The following is a 21,161-nucleotide window of genomic DNA, read 5'->3' on the forward strand; positions in this document are numbered from 1 at the left end:
AGCCGTTAGACCAAACCCATCACCGCGATATTGATCCGTCTGGAATTTTATGAAGCCCCTGATTTTTCCCGTCCTTGCCGCATTTTCCCTGCTGGCCGCGCCATTGCAGGCTCAGCAGGAGCAGCCTGTGGTGGTCGAACTCTTTACCTCTCAGGGCTGTTCCTCTTGCCCCGATGCCGATGCGATGCTCGCCGAATTGGCCGAGCGGGAGGATATCATCGCGCTCGCCCTGCATGTGGATTACTGGGATTACATCGGCTGGGAGGATCCCTTTGGCGATCCGGCCCATGCCGAGCGTCAGCGCGGCTATGCCGCTGTCGGCGGGCGGCGCAGCGTTTATACGCCTGAGCTGATCGTGCAGGGGCAGACCGATATCGTCGGCGCGAAACCGATGAAACTGATGGACGCGGTCGAACGTCATGCAGAGGCCGCGCCGCAGGTGGCCCTGACGGTCGCGCGGTCAGGTGCAGCGGTTAAGATCACGGCAGACCCCCTGGCCAAAGGCGTGGGGCCGATCCAGATCCACATGCTGCGCTATTCCCCGATGGAGCGGACCAAGGTCACCCGGGGTGAGAACGCGGGCCATGTCATGGAGCACAGCAACGTGGTGCAGGGCTGGCAGGTCTTGGCGGACTGGGACGGGGCGGCGCCGCTGTCGCTGCGTGCCGAGGCCGAGGGCGATCTGCCCGTCGTGGTCATCGTTCAGCGCAAAGAGCAGGGCGGGCCGGGGGCGATCCTTGCCGCCGCGCGAGCCAAGTAAGGCGCGCCCTTAGGTTTCGTGGGGCCGCCAGCGGCGGTGCACCCAGAACCACTGTTCCGGCGTCTTGGTGACCTGCGCGGTCAGACTGTCGTTTAGCGCCTGCGTCATGGTCATCGGATCGCTATGCGGCACCGGCGCTTCGAGCACCACGTCAAAGCTGACGCCATCGTCCTGACGAATGCCGTAAAAGGGGATCAGCAACGCGTCATAGCGCAGCGCCAGTTCCGCCGCCGAGATGGCGGTGCGGGCAGGCTTGCCGATAAAGTCGAGGATCGGCGCGCGGATGACATGTTGGTCGAACAGCAGCACCAGCCGCCCGCCTTGTTTCAGATGCCGCACGAAGCCCGCCGTGCCGCGCCGCCCTTGCGGAAACACCGGCCCACCGAAGGCTTCGAGTGTTTTGACGTAATGCGCGTTGAAATAAGGGTTTTTCATCTCGCGGTAGAGCCCGCCGATGTCATAGCCCCGCGCCACGAGAGAGGCCCGCGCCGCTTCGTAATTGCCGTAATGACCGGTCACGAGGATCACCGGCTGGCCCGTGCGGTTGGCCTCTTCCAGCGCCGCCATGCCCGGCCCCTGTGGGGCCACCTTGGCCATGCGTTTGGGAAAGTCCTCGGCAGAGTAATTCTCGATAAAAGACCGCCCGAGATTGTTGAGGCAGCGGGTGGCAATCTCCTCACGCCGGGCAAGCGGCATCTCGGGCCAGACATGCTCAAGATTGTCCAGCGCACGGCGGCGGTAGCCCGCGAGCGGGGCCAGAATATGCTGCACCAATCCGCCGACAAAGCCGACCCGCGTCTTATATGGCAGGGCCAAAGCCGTGCGGATGATGCCGACGATCAGCAGGTTACTTAGGTAATGCCGGGCCCGGCGACCGAAGGGGTAGGGCTTTTTGACTTTGGTGGCTGGGTCCGACATGGGCTCTGACAGGCTGTTAAACTTTTCCTGACATAGCCTGCGCGGAAGCGCGCAACAAGCCATGCCGGGCGCATAGGCCGGGGTTAGCCGTCAGAGGCCCGGGCAGGGGGCATTGTACTTTGCCGCCGGTGGAAAGCTTAGGCGGTGGCGTCCGGCACGCAGGTGCCGCTGCTAATGTCGAGTTTCATACCCTCCGCACAGGTCATGACCTGTTTGTCATGGACGCAGCCTAAGGCGAGGGCGAGGGAGGGGGCCGTGAGCGCCATGAGGGCGCCGAGTGTCAGTGCGAGTTTCATGTCGTTTGCTCCTTTGACAGGCGCGGATAGGGTACACCCACCCGCGCCAATCTCAAAGCGTTACGATCCGCGCGTTATTCGCCGAAGACGCGTTTGAAGATCGTGTCGACATGTTTGGTGTGGTAGCCCATGTCGAATTTCTCGTTGATGCCATCTTCGCCAAGGGCCGCGACGACCTCTTCATCGGCCAGCAGCAATTCGCGGAAATCGAGACGTTCTTCCCAGACTTTCAGGGCATTGCGCTGGACCATGGAATAGGCATCTTCGCGGCTCACACCCGCTTGGGTCAGGGCCAGAAGCACCCGCTGGCTCATCACAAGGCCGGGGAATTTGTTCATGTTCTCCAGCATGTTGTCGGGGAAGATCAGCATCTTGTCGACGACGCCCGCCAGACGGTGCAGGGCGAAGTCCAGCGTCACGGTGGCATCGGGCCCGATACCGCGCTCGACAGAGGAATGCGAGATGTCGCGCTCGTGCCAAAGCGCCACGTTTTCCATCGCCGGGATCACCGACATGCGCACGAGGCGGGCAAGCCCAGTCAGGTTCTCGGTCAACACCGGGTTCTTCTTATGCGGCATGGCCGAGGAGCCTTTTTGCCCCATGGAGAAGAATTCCGCCCCTTCCAGCACCTCGGTACGCTGCATATGGCGAATCTCGATCGCGACGTTTTCGATGCTGCTGGCGATGACGCCGAGCGTGGCAAAGAACATCGCATGACGGTCGCGCGGGATGACTTGGGTCGAGATCGGCTCGGGGTTGAGGCCCAATTTCTCACAGACATGCTCTTCGACGCGCGGGTCGATATTGGCGAAAGTGCCGACAGCGCCCGAGATCGCACCGGTGGCAATCTCCTCACGCGCGGCGACGAGGCGGGCGCGGTTGCGGTCCATCTCGGCATAGAAACGGGCAAAGGTGAGGCCCATGGTGGTGGGTTCTGCGTGGATGCCGTGGCTGCGGCCCACGCGCACGGTGTCTTTATGCTCAAGCGCGCGTTTCTTCAGCGCGGCGAGCAGCTTGTCCATACCGTCGAGCAGCAGGTCGGCGGCACGGGTCAGTTGCACGTTGAAACAAGTGTCGAGCACGTCGGAGGAGGTCATCCCCTGATGCACGAAACGCGCCTCATCGCTGCCGACATGTTCGGCCAGATGGGTGAGGAAGGCGATGACGTCATGTTTGGTCACGGCTTCGATCTCGTCGATGCGGGCCACGTCGAACTCGACGTCTTTGGCTTTCCACACGGCGTCGGCGTTTTCGCGCGGGATGGTGCCCAGATCGGCCATGGCGTCGCAGGCATGGGCCTCGATCTCGAACCAGATGCGGAATTTCGTTTCCGGCGACCAGACGGCAACCATATCGGGACGGGAGTAGCGGGGGATCATGCGCGCACCTTTTTAGGACAGGGGATGGGTCAAGGGCGGCATAGACTGACTTGGGGTTAAGGACAAGTCTGAGGGGGGAGGGTGACGATGGCTCGGCGCCTGCGGCTTGATTCTGGGACGGGATGGTAAACCTGTTGTAGCTAAAGCAGTTCGGTCACCACCGTCGAACTCCGCTCCAGCGTCCGATGCACCGGGCATTTATCCGCGATCTCCAACAACCGCTGCCGCTGCTCCTCGCTCAATTTCCCCTCCAGCCGGATACGCCGCCGCCAAATGTCGATCTTCTCTGCCGCGCCGGTGCATGCGTCCTGCGCGTGCACTTTGTCGTGGCAGACATCCACGCTCACGCCGTCGAGCGGCCAGCCCTTGCGCCGGGCATACATGCGGATGGTCATCGAGGTGCAAGCCCCCAATCCGGCAGACAAAAACCCATAGGGCGACATGCCGCGGTTGGTGCCGCCATAGGCCCGCGGCTCATCCGCCAGCACGTGGTGATGCGGGCCTGCGTTCACATCTTGCAAGAACCCATCGGCATCCGCTTCGGTAACGCGCACGATGCCTTCGGGCGCGCCGGGGGGCGGGGCGGGGGATTTCAACGACATGTAGCGATCCGCCCATGTGGCGATGATCTCTGCCGCATATTCGGCATCGCGTGGGCGGGTGATCAGGTGGTCGGCGTCGTCGAGGGTCACGAAGCTTTTGGGGTGTTTCGCGGCCATGAAAATCTGTCCGGCGTTGTCGATGCTGACGATCTCATCGCGCGGCGCGTGCATCACCAGCAGCGCGGCTTTCAGCCCAGCGATATCGGGGGCGAGCGTGGCCCCCTGCAGATCGTCGATGAACCCCTGACTGATGGTAAAGGGCCGCCCGCCGAGATTGACCTCGGCGCTCCCATTTTCCGAAATCTCGGGCAGGCTCTCGGCAAAGTTATGGGTCACATGGGCCGGATCGAAAGGCGCGCCGAGCGTGGCGACGGCGCTGACATGGGGCAGTTGTGCGGCGGCTTTTAGAACCGCCGCGCCGCCCAGTGAATGGCCGATCAAAAGGGCGGGGGCCATGTCACGGCCCGACAGATAGCGGCAAGCGGCGAGCAGATCATCGACGTTGGACGAGAACGACGTCTCTTCGAAATCGCCCTCTGAATGCCCCAGCCCGGTGAAGTCAAAGCGCAGCACCGCAATCCCCATCGCCGCCAAACGACCCGCGATGCGCCGCGCGGCGGGGATGTCTTTGCCGCAGGTGAAACAATGCGCGAAAAGCGCGGTCGCTAAATGCGGCCCCTCCGGCATGTCCAACCGTGCGGAGAGTTCCGTGCCGCCCGGGCCGGGAAAAGTGATGCGTTCGATTGCCATGAGGCTCTCCAATTTGCTTGGCCTAAAGGTGACATCTCTAGCGGGCGGATCAAGGGCCGGGGCCGCGCGCTCACCCAAGCGTGACGCGAAAGCACTGCGCGTGATCGCATTTGCCCCCGGTTGTTGCTTTGTATACGACTTGTGCAAAACCCCTGTCGGAGACATATCTTGGCCCAGCCCCCCAAACCGAACCTGCACCCTGCCACCATCGCGGCCCAAGCCGCGGGCGCCGTCGATCCCGCGTCAGGCGGGGTGGTGCCGCCGGTGCAATTCGCCACCACCTATCTGCGGGACGAGAATTACGATCTGGTCAATCCTGACAACGTCTATCTGCGCTCGCATAACGAAAACACCCGCGTGGCGGAGCGTCTGCTCAACGCGCTCGAAGGGGCCGACGAGACGCTGATCTTCCCCTCGGGCATGGCGGCCATCGCGGCGGTCTTTCGCACCGTGCCCAATGGGGCGAGCGTGGTGGTGCAGAGCCAGATTTACTGGGGCACGACGAAATGGATCCGCGATTTCTGCGCCCGGCGGCAGATCGCGCTGCATGAGGTGGAGGCAAGCGACCTTGATGCCTTTGCCGCCCTGTGCCGCGCCGAAAAGCCTGACCTCTGCCTGATCGAGACGCCCTCGAACCCATGGCTGCGGATCACCGATATTGCCGGGGCCGCCGCCGCCGCGCATGAAGTGGGCGCGACGCTGGTGGTCGACAGCACAGCAGCCTCGCCGGTGCTGAGCCACCCGTTGGAGCATGGCGCGGATATCGTGATGCATTCGGCGACCAAGGGGATCAACGGCCATTCCGACGTTCTGGCAGGTTCGCTGGCCACCAAGGACGCAGAAGCACCGCGCTGGCAGATGATCCGCGATGACCGGAACGAGGCGGGCGCGGTGATCGGCCCGATGGAGGCGTGGCTGCTTGCGCGTGGGATGCGGACCCTGCCGCTCAGGATGCGCGAAATGTCACGCAATGCCATGGCCTTAGCCGAGTTCCTGTCGGATCATCCGCAGGTGGAACAGGTTATGTACCCCGGCCTGCCGGACCACCCCGGCCATGCGCTGGCCGCGCAGCAGATGCGCGGGGGCTATGGCGGGCTCTTGTCCTTTGTCGTCAAAGGCGGGGCCGAGGCGGCGTTGAAAGCGGCGGGGCGGTTGCAGCTGTTCCACCGCGCGACCTCGCTCGGCGGGGTGGAAAGCCTTGTCGAGCATCGCCACACGATCGAGCCGCATACCGGGATCCCCGAAGGGCTGTTGCGCCTGTCGGTCGGGATCGAGGATGTCGAAGACCTTGGTGCCGATCTGGGCCAAGCGCTCGGGCAGTGAAACGAAATTGGCCGCGCACCCTCGCGGCCAATCTTGCCTCACGTTTCAGACCATTCCTGCAACTTATCGATCACCCCATCGGTCAGCGATTGCAGATCCTCCTGCACCGCCAGCGCCGGGCAGGGCTGATCCAGCCGCGCGGCCATATCGCCTATGTGGAAGCCATTCGCGCTGTCGAGCGCCTCTAATTCCTCCCAAGTCACCGGCACGGCAACCGGCGCACCGGGACGCGCGCGAAGGGAGTAGGGCGCGATGGCCGTGGCACCGCGTTCATTGCGCAGCCAGTCGATGAAAATCCGGCCCTTGCGCTTGGCCTTGGACATGGTCGCGACATAGCGGTCGGGGTCTTGCGCGGCCATGACATGCGCAAAGGTCTTGGCGAAAAGTTTGACCGTCTCCCAACCGCGCGTGCGGCGCAGGGCCAGCCAGACATGCACGCCCTTGCCGCCGGTGACAATGGCCCCCGATTGCAGGCCGAGGGCCGCCAGCGCATCGCGCAGCTCAAACGCTGCCGCGCGAACATCGGCCCAGTCCAACCCTTCATCGGGGTCGAGGTCAAAGACCAGCCGGTCGGGGCGGTTCAGCCGATCCACCCGCGCGCCCCAGATGTGATATTCCAAACTGCCCATCTGCGCTGCCGCGATCAGGCTTTCGGGGCGCGTGGCATAGAGGTAATCCGCCGCGTCGCCATCGCTTTCCTCGATCGAGACGCGCGACAGCGCGTCGGGCATCCCGCCGCTGTCGTGTTTTTGAAAGAAACATTGCCCGTCAATCCCCGAAGGGCAGCGAAAGAGTGACAGCGGGCGGTGGCCCATGAGGTCGATCATCCGCGCCCCGACACGTTCGTAATGCCGTGCCACATCACCTTTGGTGCAGCCCGCATCGGGGAAGACTCTGCGGTCGGCGTTGCTGATCTGCACGCCGCCGATCTTGCTGTCGCTATCCATTTTAGGCTCCTCTTGCGGTTCCTCCAAGGTCACGCTGCCCGCGTCCTTATCCTCGCGCAGGCCCAGAAAACTGCCGTGCCGGATCACGCCATCGGCGGTAAACTCGGCAAAATCGACCTCGGCCACCAGATCGGCGCGGACCCATTTGGCATCGCGCGCCACCTCCGTTGGCACATCGCTCGCGGGCGGGGTCTTGCGGGCGGTCATGGCGCGGGCGAGGTCGGCCATGCCCTCCTCAGAGAACCCCGTGCCGACGCGGCCCTTGTAGCGTATTTCGCCGCCCTCATGGCTGCCCAGCAGGAGCGAGGCAAAGGCCCGGCCCTTTTTGTCGGAGGGGGAATAGCCGATGATGATGAATTCCTGCCGCCGGGTGCATTTGACCTTGAGCCAGCTTTTGCTGCGCCTGCCAGTATAGGGCGCGTCAACGCGTTTGGAGATGATCCCCTCAGCTCCGGCTTTGCAGGCGCGGTCGAAGACTTCGGGACCATGGCCGATGACATGCTCGCTCAGCCGCAGCGGCCCGCCTGCGGGCACGCCGGATAGCAACTGCGCCAGACGCGCACGGCGGTCCATCTGCGGTGCGTCGCGAAAATCCTCACCGTCGAGCGACAGCAGATCGAAGGCGTAAAAGACCAGCGGATGTCCCTCTTTCAGCGCCTTTTGCAGCGAAGAGAAGGCCGAGCCGTTGATCTTGGCCGCCATGACCTCTCCGTCCAACAGCGCCCGGTCGCAGGGCAGCGGATCAAAGGCGGCTCCGAGCGCGCCGAACTTATCGGTCCAATCCTTGCCGGAGCGGGTGAAAAGCCGCGTGCCTTTCTTGCCCAGGGACACCAGACAGCGGTAGCCGTCGAACTTCGTCTCATGCATCCAGCCGTCGCCCTCGGGCGCATCGGCAACAAGGGTGGCAAGCTGGGGTTTGACGAAAGCGGGGTTCTTGCCTTTGCGCTTGGGGCGCGGGTCGGCGACCTTTTTGGCGGGGGCGTCTTTGGCGATCTCGGCCATGGTGCGGCCCGTGGTGATCGACCGGGCGGTGCCTTTGGTTAGCCCATCGGGCCGATCGCGGGCATAATCGTCGCGCTCTTTGATCAGCAGCCAATTCTCGCGTTTTTCCCGGCCCCGCATCCGCACCAGCGTCCAACCGCCCTGCATGTGCTGGCCTTGCAGCGTGAACTTGAGCTTGCCGTCTTTCAGCCCCTTGGCCACATCGCCCTGCGGCATCCATGTGCCCCGGTCCCAAAGCATGACCGTACCGCCGCCATATTGCCCCTTGGGGATCGTCCCCTCAAAGCCGCCATAGTCAAGCGGATGGTCCTCCGTCCGCACGGCAAGACGTTTTTCCGACGGATCGGGGGAGGGGCCTTTGGTGACGGCCCAACTTAGCAGCACCCCCTCCCATTCAAGGCGAAAATCATAGTGCAGGCGGGTGGCATCGTGTTTCTGAACGACAAAGCTTTGCCCCGCGCCGCCGCCGATCTGGCCGCGCGGCTCCGCTGTCGCCTCGAAATCACGTTTGGCGTTGTAGCTGGCCAGCCTGTCTGGGGATTTGGCCATCACGAGGCTTTCTTACGCGGCGCCTTTTTCTTGGCGCTGGATTTCCCGCCGCCCGCTTCTTTCAGGCTCTCTTTCAGCGCGTTCATGAGGTCGATCACATTCTCGCCCTCAGTGGCGCTGTCATCTCCGGTCTGCACGCGCGGGGTCTTCTTGTTCTTTACCTTGGCATCCAACAGCTTTTGCATCGCTTCGGCATATTTGTCTGTATAGGCTGAGGCGTCGAAAGGCGCGGTTTTCTTGTCGATCAGCGAGGTCGCGACATCGAGCAGTTCATTGTCGGTCTTGTCGTCCTCGATATCGGTGAAAATCTGATCCGCCTCGCGCAGTTCATCAGCGTAGTGCAGCGTTTCCATCAACAGCCCGTCTCCGCAGGGTTTGACGCAGGCCAGATATTCCTTGCCGCGCATGGTGACCTGCCCCAACCCAACCTTGCCGGATTGGCGCAGCGCATCGCGCACCACGCGGTAGGCGTCTTGGGCCAGATCGTCGGAAGCGGTGATGTAATAGGGTTTGTCAAAATAGAGCGGAGAGATTTCGCAGGCATCGACGAATTGCACCAACTCGAAAGTCTTTTTCGTCTCCAGCTTGATCTCATCCACCTCATCAGGGTCGAGGAGGATATATTCGTCGCTGCCGACCTCATAGCCTTTGACAATATCCTCGGCCTTGACCGGGCCGATGCCAGGCACGGATTTCTCATAGCGGACCCGCTTGCCCGAGGGCTTGTGAATTTGCCGAAAAGAGACTTTGGAACTGGTCTTGGTGGCCGAGAATATCTCGACCGGGATGGACACCAGCGAGAGGCGAAGTTGACCTTTCCAAAGTGCGCGCGGTGCCATGAGAACTCTCCTATTTGCCCTTCGCGCGGCCCAGCTTATCGGCTTTGACCGCGTCGCGTTGGCCCATCGGCTCATCCGGGCCGGTGGTGCTGTCCTTGCGGGTCTGGGCCTCCATCTCGGAGTTGAACTCAGCCCCCAGAAGCACGATGAAGGCCGAGATCCAAAGCCACATCAGCAGGATGATCGCCCCGGCCATGCTGCCGAAACTTTCATTGTAGCTGCCGAAGTTGCTGACGTAGATCGAAAACCCGATGGAGGCGACGATCCACAAGATGCAGGCGATGATGGAGCCGGGGGTGAGCCATTTCCACTCCGCATCGTCGCGGGCGGGGCCGTAGCGGTAAAGCACGGCCAGTGCGAGCGCGGTAAGTGCGGCCAGCAACACCCAACTGCCGTAGGTGAGCAGCGTCTCGACCCAATCGGGTAGGGCGAGAAAGGCGACCACAGCGGGCACAGCCAACGTGGCCGCAAGGCCCAAGAGCAGCACGCCGATCAACATGAGGGTGAGGCCAAGTGTCCAGATCAGTTTGGAGACGAAACCGCGGGTCTCATCCTCGTCATAGGCGACGTTTAGACCCTCCATCAGACTGCCCACGCCCTTGGACGCGGAGTAGAGCGCGAGTGCCAGACCGATCAAGAAGGCCCAGCCCAGACCCGTCTCTTCCGACCCGGTCACGGCGACGGCTTGGCCGAGGATGATATTGGCGGCTTCTTCGGGAATGAGGTTGGTAAGGGATTCAAGCTGCGCGGTGACCTGCGCGGGCTCCATCACCAATCCGGCGAGGGCCATCAAGGCGGTCACGGCAGGGAAAATCGCCAGCAGCGCGTAAAAGGCGACACCAGCGGCGACAAGCGACACGTGATCGGCGGCGATCTCATCCTTGACCCGCAACAGGATGTCTTTCCATCCGGGGGCCGGTATCTCCATCGGCGTTTCCGCTTTCCGTCCGCGCGCCATATCTGGTCCTTTGACGTTGAATTCGTATCGTAAAATATGCCCGCCCCCGAGGTCGGGAGCGGGCGTGGCTTGGCTTAGCTCTTCACGTCGCCGAGCTTTTGCTTGTCAGCTTCGCTTTTAGCGGCGTCCGCGACGCGCTGACCGCTTTCCTTTGCCTTTTTCACGGCGGCATCGGCGGCGGTCTCTTCATCGGCGGCGGCATCGGCGTTGTCTTTGGTCTCTTTCAAGACCTTGCCTGCCTCATCCGTCGCGGCCTTGGCGACCTTGCCCAGCTTGTCACGCTCTTCCGCGTAAATACGCTCGGCTTCGTTAAAGAGCGCATCGCTGTGCTCGCCCATATAGGCGTCTTCGGTGCGGCTGCGGGGCAGGGCGGCGCCGATTGCGGCACCCACTGCGAGGGCCAGCGCACCGGCGACCATCGGATGCTCTTCGAACATGTCCGAGGCACGCTCACCGCCCTGACGGGCATAGCGGCCGCTGGCGTTCCACGCATCCACAGCGCGGGCACGGGCCATCACGATGCGCTCACGCGCTTCAGCGGTCATGTTCTCGGTGCCTTCCGACAGACGGTCGCGCAGGGCATAGGCACGCTCGTTGGCGGCATTGGCGCTGTCACGCACGCTATGGGCGGCGCCGCTGGCGGTGCTGCGGATGCTGTCCACGGCAGAGCTTGCGCCATAGGACGCGCGGTCACGGGCGTAGCGGGCACCGCTGGCGACCGATGACCCGGCAGAGCGGGCACGACCGGCGGCCGAGCTTGCAGCGCCCTTGATGCTGCCAGCGGCAGAGCCTGCGGCACCGGAGACACCGCTCGCGGCGGAGCCTGCGGCCCCTTTCACGCTGCCTGCGGCAGAGCGGGCACGATCGCCGAAGCCGCGGCCATCATCATCCTCGTGATGCACGTCACGGGCCCAAGCGGGCACATCATCGGCAGCGCCGCGTTCGGAGCCATAGCTGGTGGCATAGGCGCTCGCGGGGGCAGAGGAACGGCGCGCGTCGCGCACGGCGGGGCGGTTTTCGGTATTGGTCACCGGCACCGGCACGGGATGTGCGCGATCGCGGTCCAGACCTTCGTAGCCTCGGCGGTCACGGTTGTTGCCGCTGCCGAACATCATCCACGCAAGGCCCGCACCTGTCAGCGCCAATGCGACCGGGTTGCGCTTGGCCGCGTCAGAGATGGAGCGACCCCAGTCGCCGCCATGCTCGCGGAACTGGTCAGAGAACTGACGCGCGATGCCTTCGACCGAAAAGCGGTCTTGCAAGTCGTCCAGCGTATCGGCCAGACCGGCGCGCTCCCGTTCAATCTCGCGTTCAATTTCTTCGGGGTTTCTGGAGTCATTTGTCATCGTAGACCTCCTTCATGGTCTCTGCGTCACGCTTGACGTTTTTGGCGGTGCGGGTGGGCGCAAGGCTGCTGAGTTTCAGATCATTGGTGCCTTTCTGGATCATCACATAGGCGACGATGGCCAGAAGAACGCCGACGATCACGGCAGACCAACCGGCGGCGATGCCAGCTTCGGTCAGGGCGGCCACGAGGGCGGCGCTCAACACGTTCAGTGCAGTCAGGGCCACAACTACGGCGCCGACGATCAGGCCAATAGCCACGCCCGCATGTTTCAGGTTCTCATTCACTTCGGCGCGGGCCAGATCGACCTCTTTGCGCATCAGCGAACTGACGTGGGAGAGGGCTTCGGTCAGCAGGCTCCCGGCGGATTTGTTGCTTTCGGTGGTCATACTTTATCTCCTGTAACGACATTGGGCGCGGCAGGCTGAGTTGTCGGCTGAGCGGCGGTGCGGCCGGGCACGGTGCTGGCAGCACCGGTGGGCGGCGTGCCGGTCATGGGGCGGTCGATGCGGTCGTCGTCGTCATATTCGACGCCGGTGCCGCCGTAGCCGCCCTGAGGCCGATCGCTGGAGGCTTTGGCGAAACGGGTTGCCACGAAGCCCAAAAGGGCAGCGCCACCGAGGAAGACCATCGGGTTGCGCTTGGCGAAACCGTTCAGGTCGCCCATCATTTCGCCCAAGTCCTTGTCGCGCATGCTGTCAGAGACATCGGCAAGGCCGTCGGCCAGCTGGCTAAAGCTGCGCTCCTGCGGGGAGCCGCTGCGCAGCTCATCAGCTGCGGTGCGCAGGGCAGAGGCCACGCCTTTGACCTCGTCAGCGGCGGTGTCGCGCGCTTGGTAGGCATAGTTGGTCGCTTCGGCGGATACGGTGTCGGCCACGTCGCGGGCCTGTGCCTTGGCGGATTCAGCGGCGTTGCTCGCGGCGGCGGCAGCTTTGTCTTTTGCAGCGGTCGCCTGCTCTTTGGCAGCGGCGCTTTGGGTCTGTGTGGTGTTGTTGTCGGGCATGGTAACCTCCTTTAAAATACGAGATTCAGGATCGCGAGAACGACCACGATCAGGCCGATGAGGTAGAAAATTCCGTGCATGGGTCCCTCCATTCGTCTGCAGCAATTATCTTATCTACAGTCCAACGACTGACGCCGCGGGCGGTTCCCCCGCCGGGGCAAAAGAATGCTGGGAACCCTTTGGCCTATAGGAATTAAACGGGCGCAGAAGCCCGCCGAGCCCACAAACGCAAGCGGCGCGCCCCGATTGGGACGCGCCGCCGCTTAACATAGTTTAAGTGGGCTGTTAGCCGTCGATGCGGCTGGCCATGATGGCGATGGCCTTTTGGTACACGCCCGCCGCGTTCCACGCTTGGATCACGCGGAAGTTCGGCTGTCCCTCTTGATAGCCCGCCCCCGGCTGCCAGCCTTTCTGGCGCAGGAAATTGGCGGTAGAGGCCAGTGCGTCGACCTGATTGTAGAAATCGACCCGACCGTCGCCATTGCCGTCAACGCCATAGCGCAGCGCGTTGCCGGGCAGGAATTGCGTGTGACCCAGCTCACCATGTTTCGCGCCTTGGGTGTTGGAGGTGATGGCGCCGCGGTCGACCAGTTTCAGCGCGCCAATGGCATGGGGCACGAAAAAGTCGGAGCGGCGGCAGTCATAGGCCAGCGTGGTGATGGCCGAGACGACAGCGCTATTGCCCATAAAGCCGCCAAAGCCCGTCTCCATCCCGTGGATCGCCAGCAAGACCCCCGCAGGCACGCCATAGCGCTGCTCAAGCGCGTTATAGAGTCCGGCATTGCGCGCTTTGCGTTTGCGGCCTTGGGCCACGATCGTATCCGCGCCGCGCACCTGCATGAACTTGGACAGGGAGTATTTGAAGGATTTCTGATTCCGGTCGGCGGCGATGGTGCCATTGGCGTAGCGCGCGCTTGCCAATGCGTCCAAGCCGCGCTGGCCGACGCCTGCGGCGCGGGCCTCTTGGGCGAAAGCGCCTTTCCATGCCTCAAAGCCATTGGCCGTATTGCCGCATTGCGCGGCCAAAGTCGGCGCGGCCATGAAGGTGCAGATGGCCGCGGTGGTGATGAAAAGTGTTTTGAACATGAGATTGACCCTCTGCGTCTGTGTGCCGAGCAAAGGTTAGCCCATATAAGCAACGGTTCAACTAGGTTGGCAAAGGAAAGAGAAATCTTTGGCCGTCAGCGTGGCAGAAGGGCGCGGATATATTCCATGGCGGTGCCCGCCCAGACGTTGACCTGTGGTGCGCTGTCCTGAGCAAAGCTCGCCCCGCCGAATAGCAAGCCGACTGTAACCATAAACATCAGCCCTTTGCGGCTACGCTTGGCGCGGCGGTGTTTGTTGTCGGCGCGTTTGGCGCGCTGTTCGATGCGCAGCAGCCGTTCATTAAATGTCGTCGTGGAAATCGCCATCTTATCCGTTTCCTCTGCAGGGTCGTGGTTAAGATTGCTTGGGCGCTATGGCCCTTTTGTGGCAATGATGCGGCGCGGGGCGGTCAGCCGCCCAGAAAATAGGAGGCACCTGCAAAAGCCGCGATCCCGGCGCCGACAAAGCCCAGCAGCATCAGCAGACCGTCGCGATAGAGCAGCGCCAGCCCGAAGATGGAAATCACGATCATCGGCGCGGAGGTGGCGAAGGGTACAACCTCAAGCGGGGGAACGGCAAAGCACAGGCAAAGGATGACGACACAGGCAACCTTTTGACCGGTGGCGCCTGCGATGCGCGACAGCCGGGCCTGTAGCTTGTCGTCGATCCATTGCGAGACGGGCCGCAGCCATTCGACGGATTTCAGCACCTTGTCGGTATCCAATGTGCGCTTGCGCAGCCAGTTGGGGGCCCAGAAATGCTCATACCCCAGCAGCATCCGCAGGGCGAGGAGCCCCACCAGAATGGCCAGCGCAGTGGGAAAGCCGGGGATGCCGCCAAGGGGGGTAAGCTCCATCAGCGGCAGCACGGCAAGGGCGGGGCCATAGCCGCGTTGGTCAAGCGCGTTGATCAACTGGCCAACTTCAACGGTGTCTTTCCCCTTGGACGCGTCTTTCAACTCATCGACAACATCCGTCAGCGCCGTTGAATCCTCGGCCATGATGCGCACCCCTTTTCTTGCTGCTCTGCCAAGCCAACGCGGTAGGGCAGGCTCTGTTCCGCGGGGTGCCATGCAAAAGGGCGCGGAATGAACCGCGCCCTTTCGAATTTCTCTCACCGTCCCGTGGGGACGAACGTCGCGTCAGCAGCTGTAGTACATGCCGAATTCAACGGGGTGCGGGGTCTGTTCGAACTTCAGAACCTCTTCCATCTTCAACCCGATATAGCCTTCGATCTGGTCGCGGGTGAACACGTCACCGGCCAGCAGATAGTCCATGTCGTTGGACAGCTCGTCCAGCGCCTCGCGCAGCGAACCGGCCACTGTCGGGATGTCCGCCAGCTCTTCCGCGGGCAGGTCATAGAGGTTCTTGTCCATCGCCTCGCCCGGGTCGATCTTGTTCTTGATGCCGTCAAGGCCGGCCATCAGTAGGGCGGAGAATGCCAGATAGGGGTTCGCCGCCGGATCGGGGAAGCGGGCCTCAACGCGCTTGGCTTTGGGGCTTTCGGTCCACGGGATACGCACGCAGCCCGAACGGTTACGCGCGGAGTAGGCGCGCAGAACGGGCGCTTCGAAACCCGGGATCAGACGCTTGTAGCTGTTGGTCGTCGGGTTGGTGAAGGCGTTGAGCGATTTGGCGTGGGCCAGAATGCCGCCGATGAACCACAGCGCTTCTTGGCTGAGGTCGGCATATTTGTCGCCCGCAAACAGCGGCTTGCCGTCTTTCCAGATCGACATGTTCACGTGCATGCCCGAGCCGTTGTCGCCAAAGACCGGCTTCGGCATGAAGGTCGCCGATTTGCCATAGGCGTGGGCCACGTTGTGGATCACATATTTGTACTTCTGGATTTCATCCGCCTGTTTGGTCAACTCACCAAAGATCAGACCCAGCTCGTGCTGGCAGGAGGCAACCTCGTGGTGGTGCTTGTCGACCTTCATGCCAAGGCGCTTCATGGTCGAGAGCATCTCGGCGCGCAGGTCTTGCGCTTCGTCCACCGGGTTCACCGGGAAGTAGCCGCCTTTGAGGCCCGGGCGGTGGCCCATGTTGCCCATCTCATAGTCGGTGTCGGTGTTCCACGAGCCGTCGGATGCGTCAACTTCGTAGGATACCTTGTTGACTTCGTTCGAGAATTTCACGTTGTCAAAGAGGAAGAACTCAGCCTCGGGGCCAAAGTAGGCGTTGTCGCCAATGCCGGAGGAACGCAGATAGGCTTCGGCCTTTTCAGCGGTGCCACGGGGGTCACGCTCATAGCTTTCGCCGGTATCGGGCTCAACGATGGAGCAGTGCAGGCAGATCGTGGTTTCGGCATAGAAGGGGTCAACATAGGCGGTGCTGACGTCGGGCATCAGCTTCATGTCGGAGGCTTCGATGCTTTTCCAACCTGCGATGGAGGAGCCGTCGAACATGAAGCCTTCTTCGAGGAAGTCTTCGTCGACCAGATCGCTCACGATGGTAACGTGCTGCAAGGCGCCGCGGGTGTCGGTAAAGCGGATGTCGACATATTCGATGCCTTCATCTTTGATTTTGCTCAGGAATTCCTGGGTATCCATCGTGTAGGTCCTTTATGGTCTATTCGTAGTCTGGGCCCGAGGGCCGTTGTCAAAGCGCGTCTGAACCGGATTCACCGGTACGGATGCGAATTGTTTGTTCAACAGGGGAAACGAAGATTTTGCCGTCACCGATTTTCTCCGTCTTGGCGGCGTCGACGATGGCCTCGATAGCGGCATCGACCTGATCGTCATCCAATACCACTTCGACCTTCACTTTGGGAAGGAAATCTACAACATATTCCGCACCGCGATAGAGCTCGGTGTGGCCTTTCTGGCGGCCGAAGCCTTTCACTTCAATCACACTCAGACCTTGAACACCCACGTCTTGAAGGGCTTCTTTGACTTCGTCGAGTTTGAACGGCTTGATGATGGCTTCGATCTTTTTCATGGTAATCCCCTGACAATTCCCGCGCATTTATGCTCTGGTTTCGACAGAGCATCCCGCCCGCGTAACGTCCAGCGCCGGGCAGGGGGTAACATGGCGCGGCGGATGCATTTGCCAAGGGCCGCTGATAATTTGCGCAACGTGCCTAAAAAATGAGCATTGGTGAATCGGCTCCGGGCTGTACCTTTGGGCGCCAGTTGCTAGATCCCCTTACATGCGTATTTCCGAGATCACCCGCGAGAGCCTGAACGTCGATTTACTGCGCAAAGAGCCGGGGCATAAATATGACCACGGCCATGCGCTCGTCCTATCCGGCGGGCCGGGTCAGACCGGGGCCGCGCGTATGGCGGCGCGCGGGGCGCTGCGGATCGGGGCAGGGGCCGTGACCTTGGGCGTGCCGCCCGCCGCGCAGCTTGAAGCGGCGATGCAACTCACGGCGGTCATGCTGCAGCGGATACCGGATGGCGCGGCATTGTCCGAAACGCTCGAAGACAGCCGGATCAACGCGCTCTGCCTCGGGCCCGCCTTGGGATTGGGCGCGCGCGCACCGGGGCTTGTCAAAGCAGCCCTCGCCGCGCCGCATATCGTCTTGGACGCCGATGCGATCACCCTGCTGTCGCGAGATGCCGACCTGCGCGACGCCTTGCATGAAGGCTGCGTTCTGACGCCCCATATGGGGGAGTTTGCTCGGCTGGCCCCGGATTTCGCCGAGGCGGCAAAGGCCGAGGAGGAGGGGGCCAAGGCGCAGGCCACGCGCGAGGCTGCCGCGCGGTTCGGCTGCGTGATCCTGTTGAAAGGGCCGGAAACGATCATCGCGACGCCCGGTGGAGAAGTGCGGCGCCATAGCGCGACCCAAGACCGTGCGACCCCTTGGCTGGCCACTGCAGGGGCGGGCGATGTCTTGGCGGGGCTTATCACCGGGCTGCTTGCGCGGGGGAACGCCCCGGTCGAAGCAGCCTCCACCGCGGCATGGATACATGCCGAGGCAGCGCTGCTGCATGGGCCGGGGCTGATCGCCGAAGACCTGCCCGACCTGATGCCGCAGGTGTTGCGGGACTTGGGGGTTTAGGCCGCGTGCAACACCGCGCCGCGGGCGCGGGCGGCATCGGCGGTGCCAAGCTCCAGCCCATCGGCGTAGATCACATGCGGGCCGTCGCAGAATATCTGGATCAGGGTCGTTTCTTCCTCCCCCAGATCGGTGATGAATTCATCGTCGACCAAGGCCCGCGCCGCGACCAAGGCGCGTTCGGAATTGAAAAGGGCCCGCGCGCGCCAATCGCGTACCAGCACCATCTGATCCCCGGCGAGGGCGACGTCGCGTTCGGGCCGCGTGTGGCCCAGCGATCCCGCCGCCAGCGCGATGCGCCGCACACTGCGGGTCGTGCGTTGAATATGAAGGATTTTTGCAAAGCCACTGTCGCGCGTAATGACACGATCCCCGACCGAGAGATACTCAACCGGGATTTCACCATCCAGCGTCAAAATAAGGGCGCCCTGCACAAGACCGGTGTCCAGCGCAGCGAAAGGGGAAAACTGCCCCCCATGGCGATCTTTGCCGCCTACGCACCCGACCGTATTCGGTTTCATGGGCGTCTCTTTCTATTGTACCTGCCTCAGGTATCACCAACCATATGCAAACATCCGGTTAATGTCTTGTGCTTTTTTGCTCTCGCATCTGCCGCGCGGGTTTGCTAATCAGCGCGGGCACCGGTTGGTGCAGTGCGGGTGTGGCGGAATTGGTAGACGCACCAGATTTAGGTTCTGGCGCCTTTGGCGTGGGGGTTCGAGTCCCTTCACCCGCACCACTTTACCCGGTAAATCAAAGATATCGCAGGCTTTTCGCGCGTGACTCGCTTAGCCCAGCACCGTGAGCCAAAGCCATACCGTCAGGATCGAACTGCCCGTCGCGATCAGCACGGAGCTGGCCGCCACACGGCGCGCGCGGCCGTACATATTGGCGAAAATATAGGCGTTGAACCCCGGTGCCATGGCCGCGGTCAGCACGCCGGACCGGAAACCGGCCTGCGGCAGCGACAGCATGGTGCCAAAGCTCCAGACCAGCGCGGGGTGCACCAAAAGGGCGATGGCGCAGACCATGAGGATCGCTTTCATGTCGCCTTCGGGCTTGTATTGCAGCAGCACGCCGCCAAGCGCGAAGAGCGCGGCGGGCAGGGCGGCGCGGACGATGAGCGACAGCGCGTCATCCACCACGCCGGGGATCGGAAGACCGCTGAGGTTAACGGCAAAGCCCCCGAGGATCGCCAGAACCAGCGCGTTGCGAAACATCGCCCGGCTCACGTTGCGCAGTAGCGACAGGCCCGATTGCCCGCGGTTGCGCACGAATTCCATCACCGTGATGCCCAAACCGTAGCAAAAGGGCGCGTGGAACGACAGGATCGCATAGTTCCCGGCCAGCGCCTCGGGCCCGTAAGCGCGTTCGGTGATCGGGAGGCCCAGCAGGATCGAGTTCGAGAACAGGCAGCAAAACCCGATCGCCACGCTGTCTTCCCAATCGCGGCGGAACAAGAGCCGCGCGCCAAGGATGCCAAGCGCGAAACACAGCGCCGCGCCGCCGTAGAAACTGCCCAGAAGGCGCGGGTCATAGCTGCTTGATAGGTCAATGCGGGCGATGGCTTGGAACAGAAGGCAGGGGATCGCGAAGTTCTGGGTGAATTTCATCACCCCGTCGATGCCAGAGACGGGGAAGAGCCCGCGCCAGACCGCAACATAACCAAAGCCGATGACCAGAAAGACCGGCAGAATGACGTCTAAAAGAGTTTGCACTTAAAAGGAGCCTTATGGGGTGCGGCGGGGGCGCTGACCCTCAGGCCCGCGCCCGGCGCTGCCTAGTCTGAATGGGGAAGGGGGAAATGAAGGGTCAGCCCGTCATAGGCCGGTTGAATGTGATCCGGCGTCTCTGCGGCGACGGTGTGGTAATCAAGGTCGTTGTGCATATTGGTCAGGACCGCCGTCTGCGGCGCCACCCGGTCGATCCAGCCAAGGGTCTGCGCCAGATGGCTATGGGTCGGATGCGGCTCCCGCCGCAGGGCGTCGACGATCCAGCAGCGCAGGTTGTCCATCATCGGCCAGCAGTCCTCGGGGATGGCTGAGACATCGGGCAGATAGACGATATCGTCAAAGCGAAAACCGAGTGCGTCGATATTGCCATGGGTGACGGTGAAGGGCGCGAATTTCAGCATGCCACCCGGGCCGTCGATGCTGACCTCGCCGGTGATCTCATGCATGTCGAGGATGGGGGGATAGCTTGACCATTCGGGCTGCACGAAGGCATAGCCAAACCGTTCGATCAGCGCGTCCCGCGTGGGCGCATCGGCCCAGACCGGCAGCCGCGCGCGCATGTTCATCACCACCATGCGCAAATCGTCCAGCCCGTGAACGTGATCCGCGTGGGAATGGGTGTAGATCACCGCATCGAGCCGCCCGATGCCTGCGTCCAACAGCTGGCTGCGCATGTCGGGGGAGGTGTCGATTAAGACGGTGGTGGTGCCTGCCTCCGTCACCCGCTCCACAAGGATCGAGCAGCGGCGGCGGGCGTTCTTGGGCTCATTCGGGTCGCAAGCGCCCCAATGGCCGCCGATCCGCGGAACCCCGCCGGAGGAGCCGCAGCCCAATATGGTCACCCGCAGGTCGGCCATCAGCGCGCAGGCTCCCAAGCGGCGGCTTTCGCGAAGAGACGCTCGAAATTCTCCTGCGTGCGGGCCGCGAAATCGGCGTTGTCGAGGCCAAAGGTCTCAGCCGCGCGGCGGGCGGTATGGGCGGTAAAGGCAGGTTCATTCGGTTTGCCGCGATGCGGTGGCGGGGCGAGATAGGGCGCGTCGGTTTCCACCAGAATACGGTCGAGCGGGGCGGCGGCGAAAATATCGCGCAGATCCTGCGATTTGGGAAAAGCGGTGATGCCGGACATCGATAGGTAGAACCCCAGATCGAGCGCGGCACGGGCCAGTTCAGCGGAGGAGGAGAAGCAATGCATGACGCAGCTATAGGCGCCATTCGCATGTTCCTCGCGCAGGATGCGGGCCATGTCGTCATCCGCATCGCGGGCGTGGATAATCAGCGGCAGGCCACTTTCCCGCGCCGCCGCAATATGGATCCGCAGGGATGTCTTTTGCACCTCGGCACTCTCGGCGGTGTAGTGGTAGTCGAGGCCGGTCTCACCGATGCCGACCATTTTGGGGTGCTGGGTCAGGGCGAGAAGTTCGTCGACCGTAGCCATCGGCTCTTCCGCGGCGGACATCGGATGGGTGCCTGCGGCGTAGAACACCGGCTCATGCGCCTCGGCAATGGCGCGCACGCTGGGCTCGTTCTTTAGCCGGGTGCAGATGGTGACCATGCGGGTGACGCCAGCCTCCGCCGCGCGGGCGATGACGCCAGGCAGGTCTTCTTGCAGGCTCTCGAAATCGAGGTGGCAGTGGCTGTCGGTGATCTGGGGCGTGTCGGTCATGCTGTCCTT

The 21,161-nt window shown here is 62.7% G+C and carries 22 protein-coding genes and 1 tRNA gene; 4 read left to right on the top strand and 19 right to left on the bottom strand.

From position 1 onward, the window contains the following. Positions 1-49: 49 nt before the first annotated feature. Positions 50-760, top strand: coding sequence for a DUF1223 domain-containing protein (locus ACGYLA_RS12875; protein WP_394432941.1), 711 nt, complete (start codon positions 50-52; stop codon positions 758-760). A 9-nt stretch (positions 761-769) separates the two neighbouring features. Here ACGYLA_RS12875 and ACGYLA_RS12880 read toward each other — a convergent pair whose 3' ends face one another. The 4 genes from ACGYLA_RS12880 to ACGYLA_RS12895 form a co-directional block, all read right to left on the bottom strand. Next, positions 770-1,678, bottom strand: coding sequence for a lysophospholipid acyltransferase family protein (locus tag ACGYLA_RS12880; RefSeq protein WP_394432943.1), 909 nt, complete (start codon positions 1,676-1,678; stop codon positions 770-772). 137 nt (positions 1,679-1,815) lie between these two features. Further along, the gene (locus ACGYLA_RS12885) at positions 1,816-1,974 is read right to left on the bottom strand and encodes a hypothetical protein (RefSeq protein ID WP_394432945.1); all 159 of its coding nucleotides are present in this window, start codon (positions 1,972-1,974) and stop codon (positions 1,816-1,818) included. Positions 1,975-2,048: 74 nt separating this feature from the next. Then, on the bottom strand, positions 2,049-3,353 hold the full coding sequence (gene purB, locus ACGYLA_RS12890) for an adenylosuccinate lyase (RefSeq protein WP_394432947.1): 1,305 nt from the start codon (positions 3,351-3,353) through the stop codon (positions 2,049-2,051). 140 nt (positions 3,354-3,493) lie between these two features. Then, positions 3,494-4,705 (bottom strand): alpha/beta fold hydrolase, encoded by a 1,212-nt coding sequence (locus tag ACGYLA_RS12895; RefSeq protein WP_394432949.1) that lies wholly within the window; start codon positions 4,703-4,705, stop codon positions 3,494-3,496. 168 nt (positions 4,706-4,873) lie between these two features. On the opposite strand from ACGYLA_RS12895, the gene ACGYLA_RS12900 reads away from it, so the two are divergent. Continuing rightward, on the top strand, positions 4,874-6,028 hold the full coding sequence (locus ACGYLA_RS12900) for a trans-sulfuration enzyme family protein (protein ID WP_394432951.1): 1,155 nt from the start codon (positions 4,874-4,876) through the stop codon (positions 6,026-6,028). A gap of 38 nt (positions 6,029-6,066) precedes the next feature. On the opposite strand, the gene ligD is transcribed toward ACGYLA_RS12900, so the two are convergent. The 11 genes from ligD to ACGYLA_RS12955 form a co-directional block, all read right to left on the bottom strand. Continuing rightward, the gene (gene ligD / locus ACGYLA_RS12905) at positions 6,067-8,526 is read right to left on the bottom strand and encodes a DNA ligase D (RefSeq protein ID WP_394432953.1); all 2,460 of its coding nucleotides are present in this window, start codon (positions 8,524-8,526) and stop codon (positions 6,067-6,069) included. Then, the gene (locus ACGYLA_RS12910; RefSeq protein WP_394432955.1) at positions 8,526-9,365 is read right to left on the bottom strand and encodes a Ku protein; all 840 of its coding nucleotides are present in this window, start codon (positions 9,363-9,365) and stop codon (positions 8,526-8,528) included. The genes ligD and ACGYLA_RS12910 overlap by 1 nt, the downstream gene beginning before the upstream one ends. Positions 9,366-9,375: 10 nt before the next feature. Next, the gene (locus tag ACGYLA_RS12915; protein ID WP_067266359.1) at positions 9,376-10,323 is read right to left on the bottom strand and encodes a YihY/virulence factor BrkB family protein; all 948 of its coding nucleotides are present in this window, start codon (positions 10,321-10,323) and stop codon (positions 9,376-9,378) included. Between the two features lie 74 nt (positions 10,324-10,397). Beyond that, positions 10,398-11,669 (bottom strand): DUF3618 domain-containing protein, encoded by a 1,272-nt coding sequence (locus ACGYLA_RS12920; protein WP_394432957.1) that lies wholly within the window; start codon positions 11,667-11,669, stop codon positions 10,398-10,400. Next, positions 11,659-12,057 (bottom strand): phage holin family protein, encoded by a 399-nt coding sequence (locus tag ACGYLA_RS12925; protein ID WP_394408835.1) that lies wholly within the window; start codon positions 12,055-12,057, stop codon positions 11,659-11,661. Before ACGYLA_RS12925 ends, ACGYLA_RS12920 begins: the two co-directional genes overlap by 11 nt. Beyond that, on the bottom strand, positions 12,054-12,671 hold the full coding sequence (locus ACGYLA_RS12930; RefSeq protein ID WP_168613080.1) for a hypothetical protein: 618 nt from the start codon (positions 12,669-12,671) through the stop codon (positions 12,054-12,056). The genes ACGYLA_RS12925 and ACGYLA_RS12930 overlap by 4 nt, the downstream gene beginning before the upstream one ends. 285 nt (positions 12,672-12,956) lie before the next feature. After that, the gene (locus ACGYLA_RS12935) at positions 12,957-13,757 is read right to left on the bottom strand and encodes a lytic transglycosylase domain-containing protein (protein WP_394432959.1); all 801 of its coding nucleotides are present in this window, start codon (positions 13,755-13,757) and stop codon (positions 12,957-12,959) included. 95 nt (positions 13,758-13,852) lie between these two features. Continuing rightward, complete coding sequence (locus ACGYLA_RS12940; protein ID WP_394432961.1) at positions 13,853-14,083, bottom strand: hypothetical protein; 231 nt, start codon at positions 14,081-14,083, stop codon at positions 13,853-13,855. A gap of 83 nt (positions 14,084-14,166) precedes the next feature. Next, a complete protein-coding gene (locus ACGYLA_RS12945; RefSeq protein ID WP_394432963.1) occupies positions 14,167-14,757 on the bottom strand; it encodes an exopolysaccharide biosynthesis protein in 591 nt (196 codons plus the stop codon). A gap of 141 nt (positions 14,758-14,898) precedes the next feature. After that, complete coding sequence (gene glnA / locus ACGYLA_RS12950; RefSeq protein ID WP_168613076.1) at positions 14,899-16,305, bottom strand: type I glutamate--ammonia ligase; 1,407 nt, start codon at positions 16,303-16,305, stop codon at positions 14,899-14,901. 49 nt (positions 16,306-16,354) lie between these two features. Then, positions 16,355-16,693, bottom strand: coding sequence for a P-II family nitrogen regulator (locus ACGYLA_RS12955; protein WP_067266338.1), 339 nt, complete (start codon positions 16,691-16,693; stop codon positions 16,355-16,357). Positions 16,694-16,904: 211 nt separating this feature from the next. Here ACGYLA_RS12955 and ACGYLA_RS12960 point away from each other — a divergent pair, with 211 nt between their 5' ends. Next, positions 16,905-17,759: an NAD(P)H-hydrate dehydratase gene (locus ACGYLA_RS12960; protein WP_394432965.1), complete on the top strand. Its 855-nt coding sequence runs from the start codon at positions 16,905-16,907 to the stop codon at positions 17,757-17,759. Here the strand turns inward: ACGYLA_RS12960 and ACGYLA_RS12965 are convergent. Then, a complete protein-coding gene (locus ACGYLA_RS12965) occupies positions 17,756-18,277 on the bottom strand; it encodes a Hint domain-containing protein (protein ID WP_067266333.1) in 522 nt (173 codons plus the stop codon). The two genes, ACGYLA_RS12960 and ACGYLA_RS12965, sit on opposite strands and share 4 nt — an antisense overlap. 134 nt (positions 18,278-18,411) lie before the next feature. On the opposite strand from ACGYLA_RS12965, the gene ACGYLA_RS12970 reads away from it, so the two are divergent. Further along, positions 18,412-18,495, top strand: a tRNA-Leu gene (locus ACGYLA_RS12970). 49 nt (positions 18,496-18,544) lie between these two features. Here ACGYLA_RS12970 and ACGYLA_RS12975 read toward each other — a convergent pair. The 3 genes from ACGYLA_RS12975 to ACGYLA_RS12985 form a co-directional block, all read right to left on the bottom strand. Continuing rightward, on the bottom strand, positions 18,545-19,474 hold the full coding sequence (locus ACGYLA_RS12975) for an AEC family transporter (protein ID WP_067266328.1): 930 nt from the start codon (positions 19,472-19,474) through the stop codon (positions 18,545-18,547). Between the two features lie 62 nt (positions 19,475-19,536). Continuing rightward, positions 19,537-20,346, bottom strand: a complete 810-nt coding sequence (locus ACGYLA_RS12980; protein ID WP_394432967.1) for an MBL fold metallo-hydrolase — start codon at positions 20,344-20,346, stop codon at positions 19,537-19,539. Then, a complete protein-coding gene (locus ACGYLA_RS12985) occupies positions 20,346-21,152 on the bottom strand; it encodes a TatD family hydrolase (RefSeq protein WP_394432969.1) in 807 nt (268 codons plus the stop codon). Before ACGYLA_RS12985 ends, ACGYLA_RS12980 begins: the two co-directional genes overlap by 1 nt. Between the last annotated feature and the right edge of the window lie 9 nt (positions 21,153-21,161).

Origin of the sequence: Sulfitobacter sp. 1A13679 (genome assembly GCF_043557115.1) — a bacterium.
Classification (GTDB): Bacteria; Pseudomonadota; Alphaproteobacteria; order Rhodobacterales; family Rhodobacteraceae; genus Sulfitobacter; species Sulfitobacter faviae.

Bases quoted from the DNA above. Each gene is read 5' to 3' on its own strand.
- ACGYLA_RS12875 (WP_394432941.1), top strand. From the start codon at position 50: ATGAAGCCCCTGATTTTTCCCGTCCTTGCCGCATTTTCCCTGCTGGCC.
- ACGYLA_RS12880 (WP_394432943.1), bottom strand. From the start codon at position 1,678: ATGTCGGACCCAGCCACCAAAGTCAAAAAGCCCTACCCCTTCGGTCGC.
- ACGYLA_RS12885 (WP_394432945.1), bottom strand. From the start codon at position 1,974: ATGAAACTCGCACTGACACTCGGCGCCCTCATGGCGCTCACGGCCCCC.
- purB (WP_394432947.1), bottom strand. From the start codon at position 3,353: ATGATCCCCCGCTACTCCCGTCCCGATATGGTTGCCGTCTGGTCGCCG.
- ACGYLA_RS12895 (WP_394432949.1), bottom strand. From the start codon at position 4,705: ATGGCAATCGAACGCATCACTTTTCCCGGCCCGGGCGGCACGGAACTC.
- ligD (WP_394432953.1), bottom strand. From the start codon at position 8,526: ATGGCCAAATCCCCAGACAGGCTGGCCAGCTACAACGCCAAACGTGAT.
- ACGYLA_RS12910 (WP_394432955.1), bottom strand. From the start codon at position 9,365: ATGGCACCGCGCGCACTTTGGAAAGGTCAACTTCGCCTCTCGCTGGTG.
- ACGYLA_RS12915 (WP_067266359.1), bottom strand. From the start codon at position 10,323: ATGGCGCGCGGACGGAAAGCGGAAACGCCGATGGAGATACCGGCCCCC.
- ACGYLA_RS12920 (WP_394432957.1), bottom strand. From the start codon at position 11,669: ATGACAAATGACTCCAGAAACCCCGAAGAAATTGAACGCGAGATTGAA.
- ACGYLA_RS12925 (WP_394408835.1), bottom strand. From the start codon at position 12,057: ATGACCACCGAAAGCAACAAATCCGCCGGGAGCCTGCTGACCGAAGCC.
- ACGYLA_RS12930 (WP_168613080.1), bottom strand. From the start codon at position 12,671: ATGCCCGACAACAACACCACACAGACCCAAAGCGCCGCTGCCAAAGAG.
- ACGYLA_RS12935 (WP_394432959.1), bottom strand. From the start codon at position 13,757: ATGTTCAAAACACTTTTCATCACCACCGCGGCCATCTGCACCTTCATG.
- ACGYLA_RS12940 (WP_394432961.1), bottom strand. From the start codon at position 14,083: ATGGCGATTTCCACGACGACATTTAATGAACGGCTGCTGCGCATCGAA.
- ACGYLA_RS12945 (WP_394432963.1), bottom strand. From the start codon at position 14,757: ATGGCCGAGGATTCAACGGCGCTGACGGATGTTGTCGATGAGTTGAAA.
- glnA (WP_168613076.1), bottom strand. From the start codon at position 16,305: ATGGATACCCAGGAATTCCTGAGCAAAATCAAAGATGAAGGCATCGAA.
- ACGYLA_RS12955 (WP_067266338.1), bottom strand. From the start codon at position 16,693: ATGAAAAAGATCGAAGCCATCATCAAGCCGTTCAAACTCGACGAAGTC.
- ACGYLA_RS12960 (WP_394432965.1), top strand. From the start codon at position 16,905: ATGCGTATTTCCGAGATCACCCGCGAGAGCCTGAACGTCGATTTACTG.
- ACGYLA_RS12965 (WP_067266333.1), bottom strand. From the start codon at position 18,277: ATGAAACCGAATACGGTCGGGTGCGTAGGCGGCAAAGATCGCCATGGG.
- ACGYLA_RS12980 (WP_394432967.1), bottom strand. From the start codon at position 20,346: ATGGCCGACCTGCGGGTGACCATATTGGGCTGCGGCTCCTCCGGCGGG.
- ACGYLA_RS12985 (WP_394432969.1), bottom strand. From the start codon at position 21,152: ATGACCGACACGCCCCAGATCACCGACAGCCACTGCCACCTCGATTTC.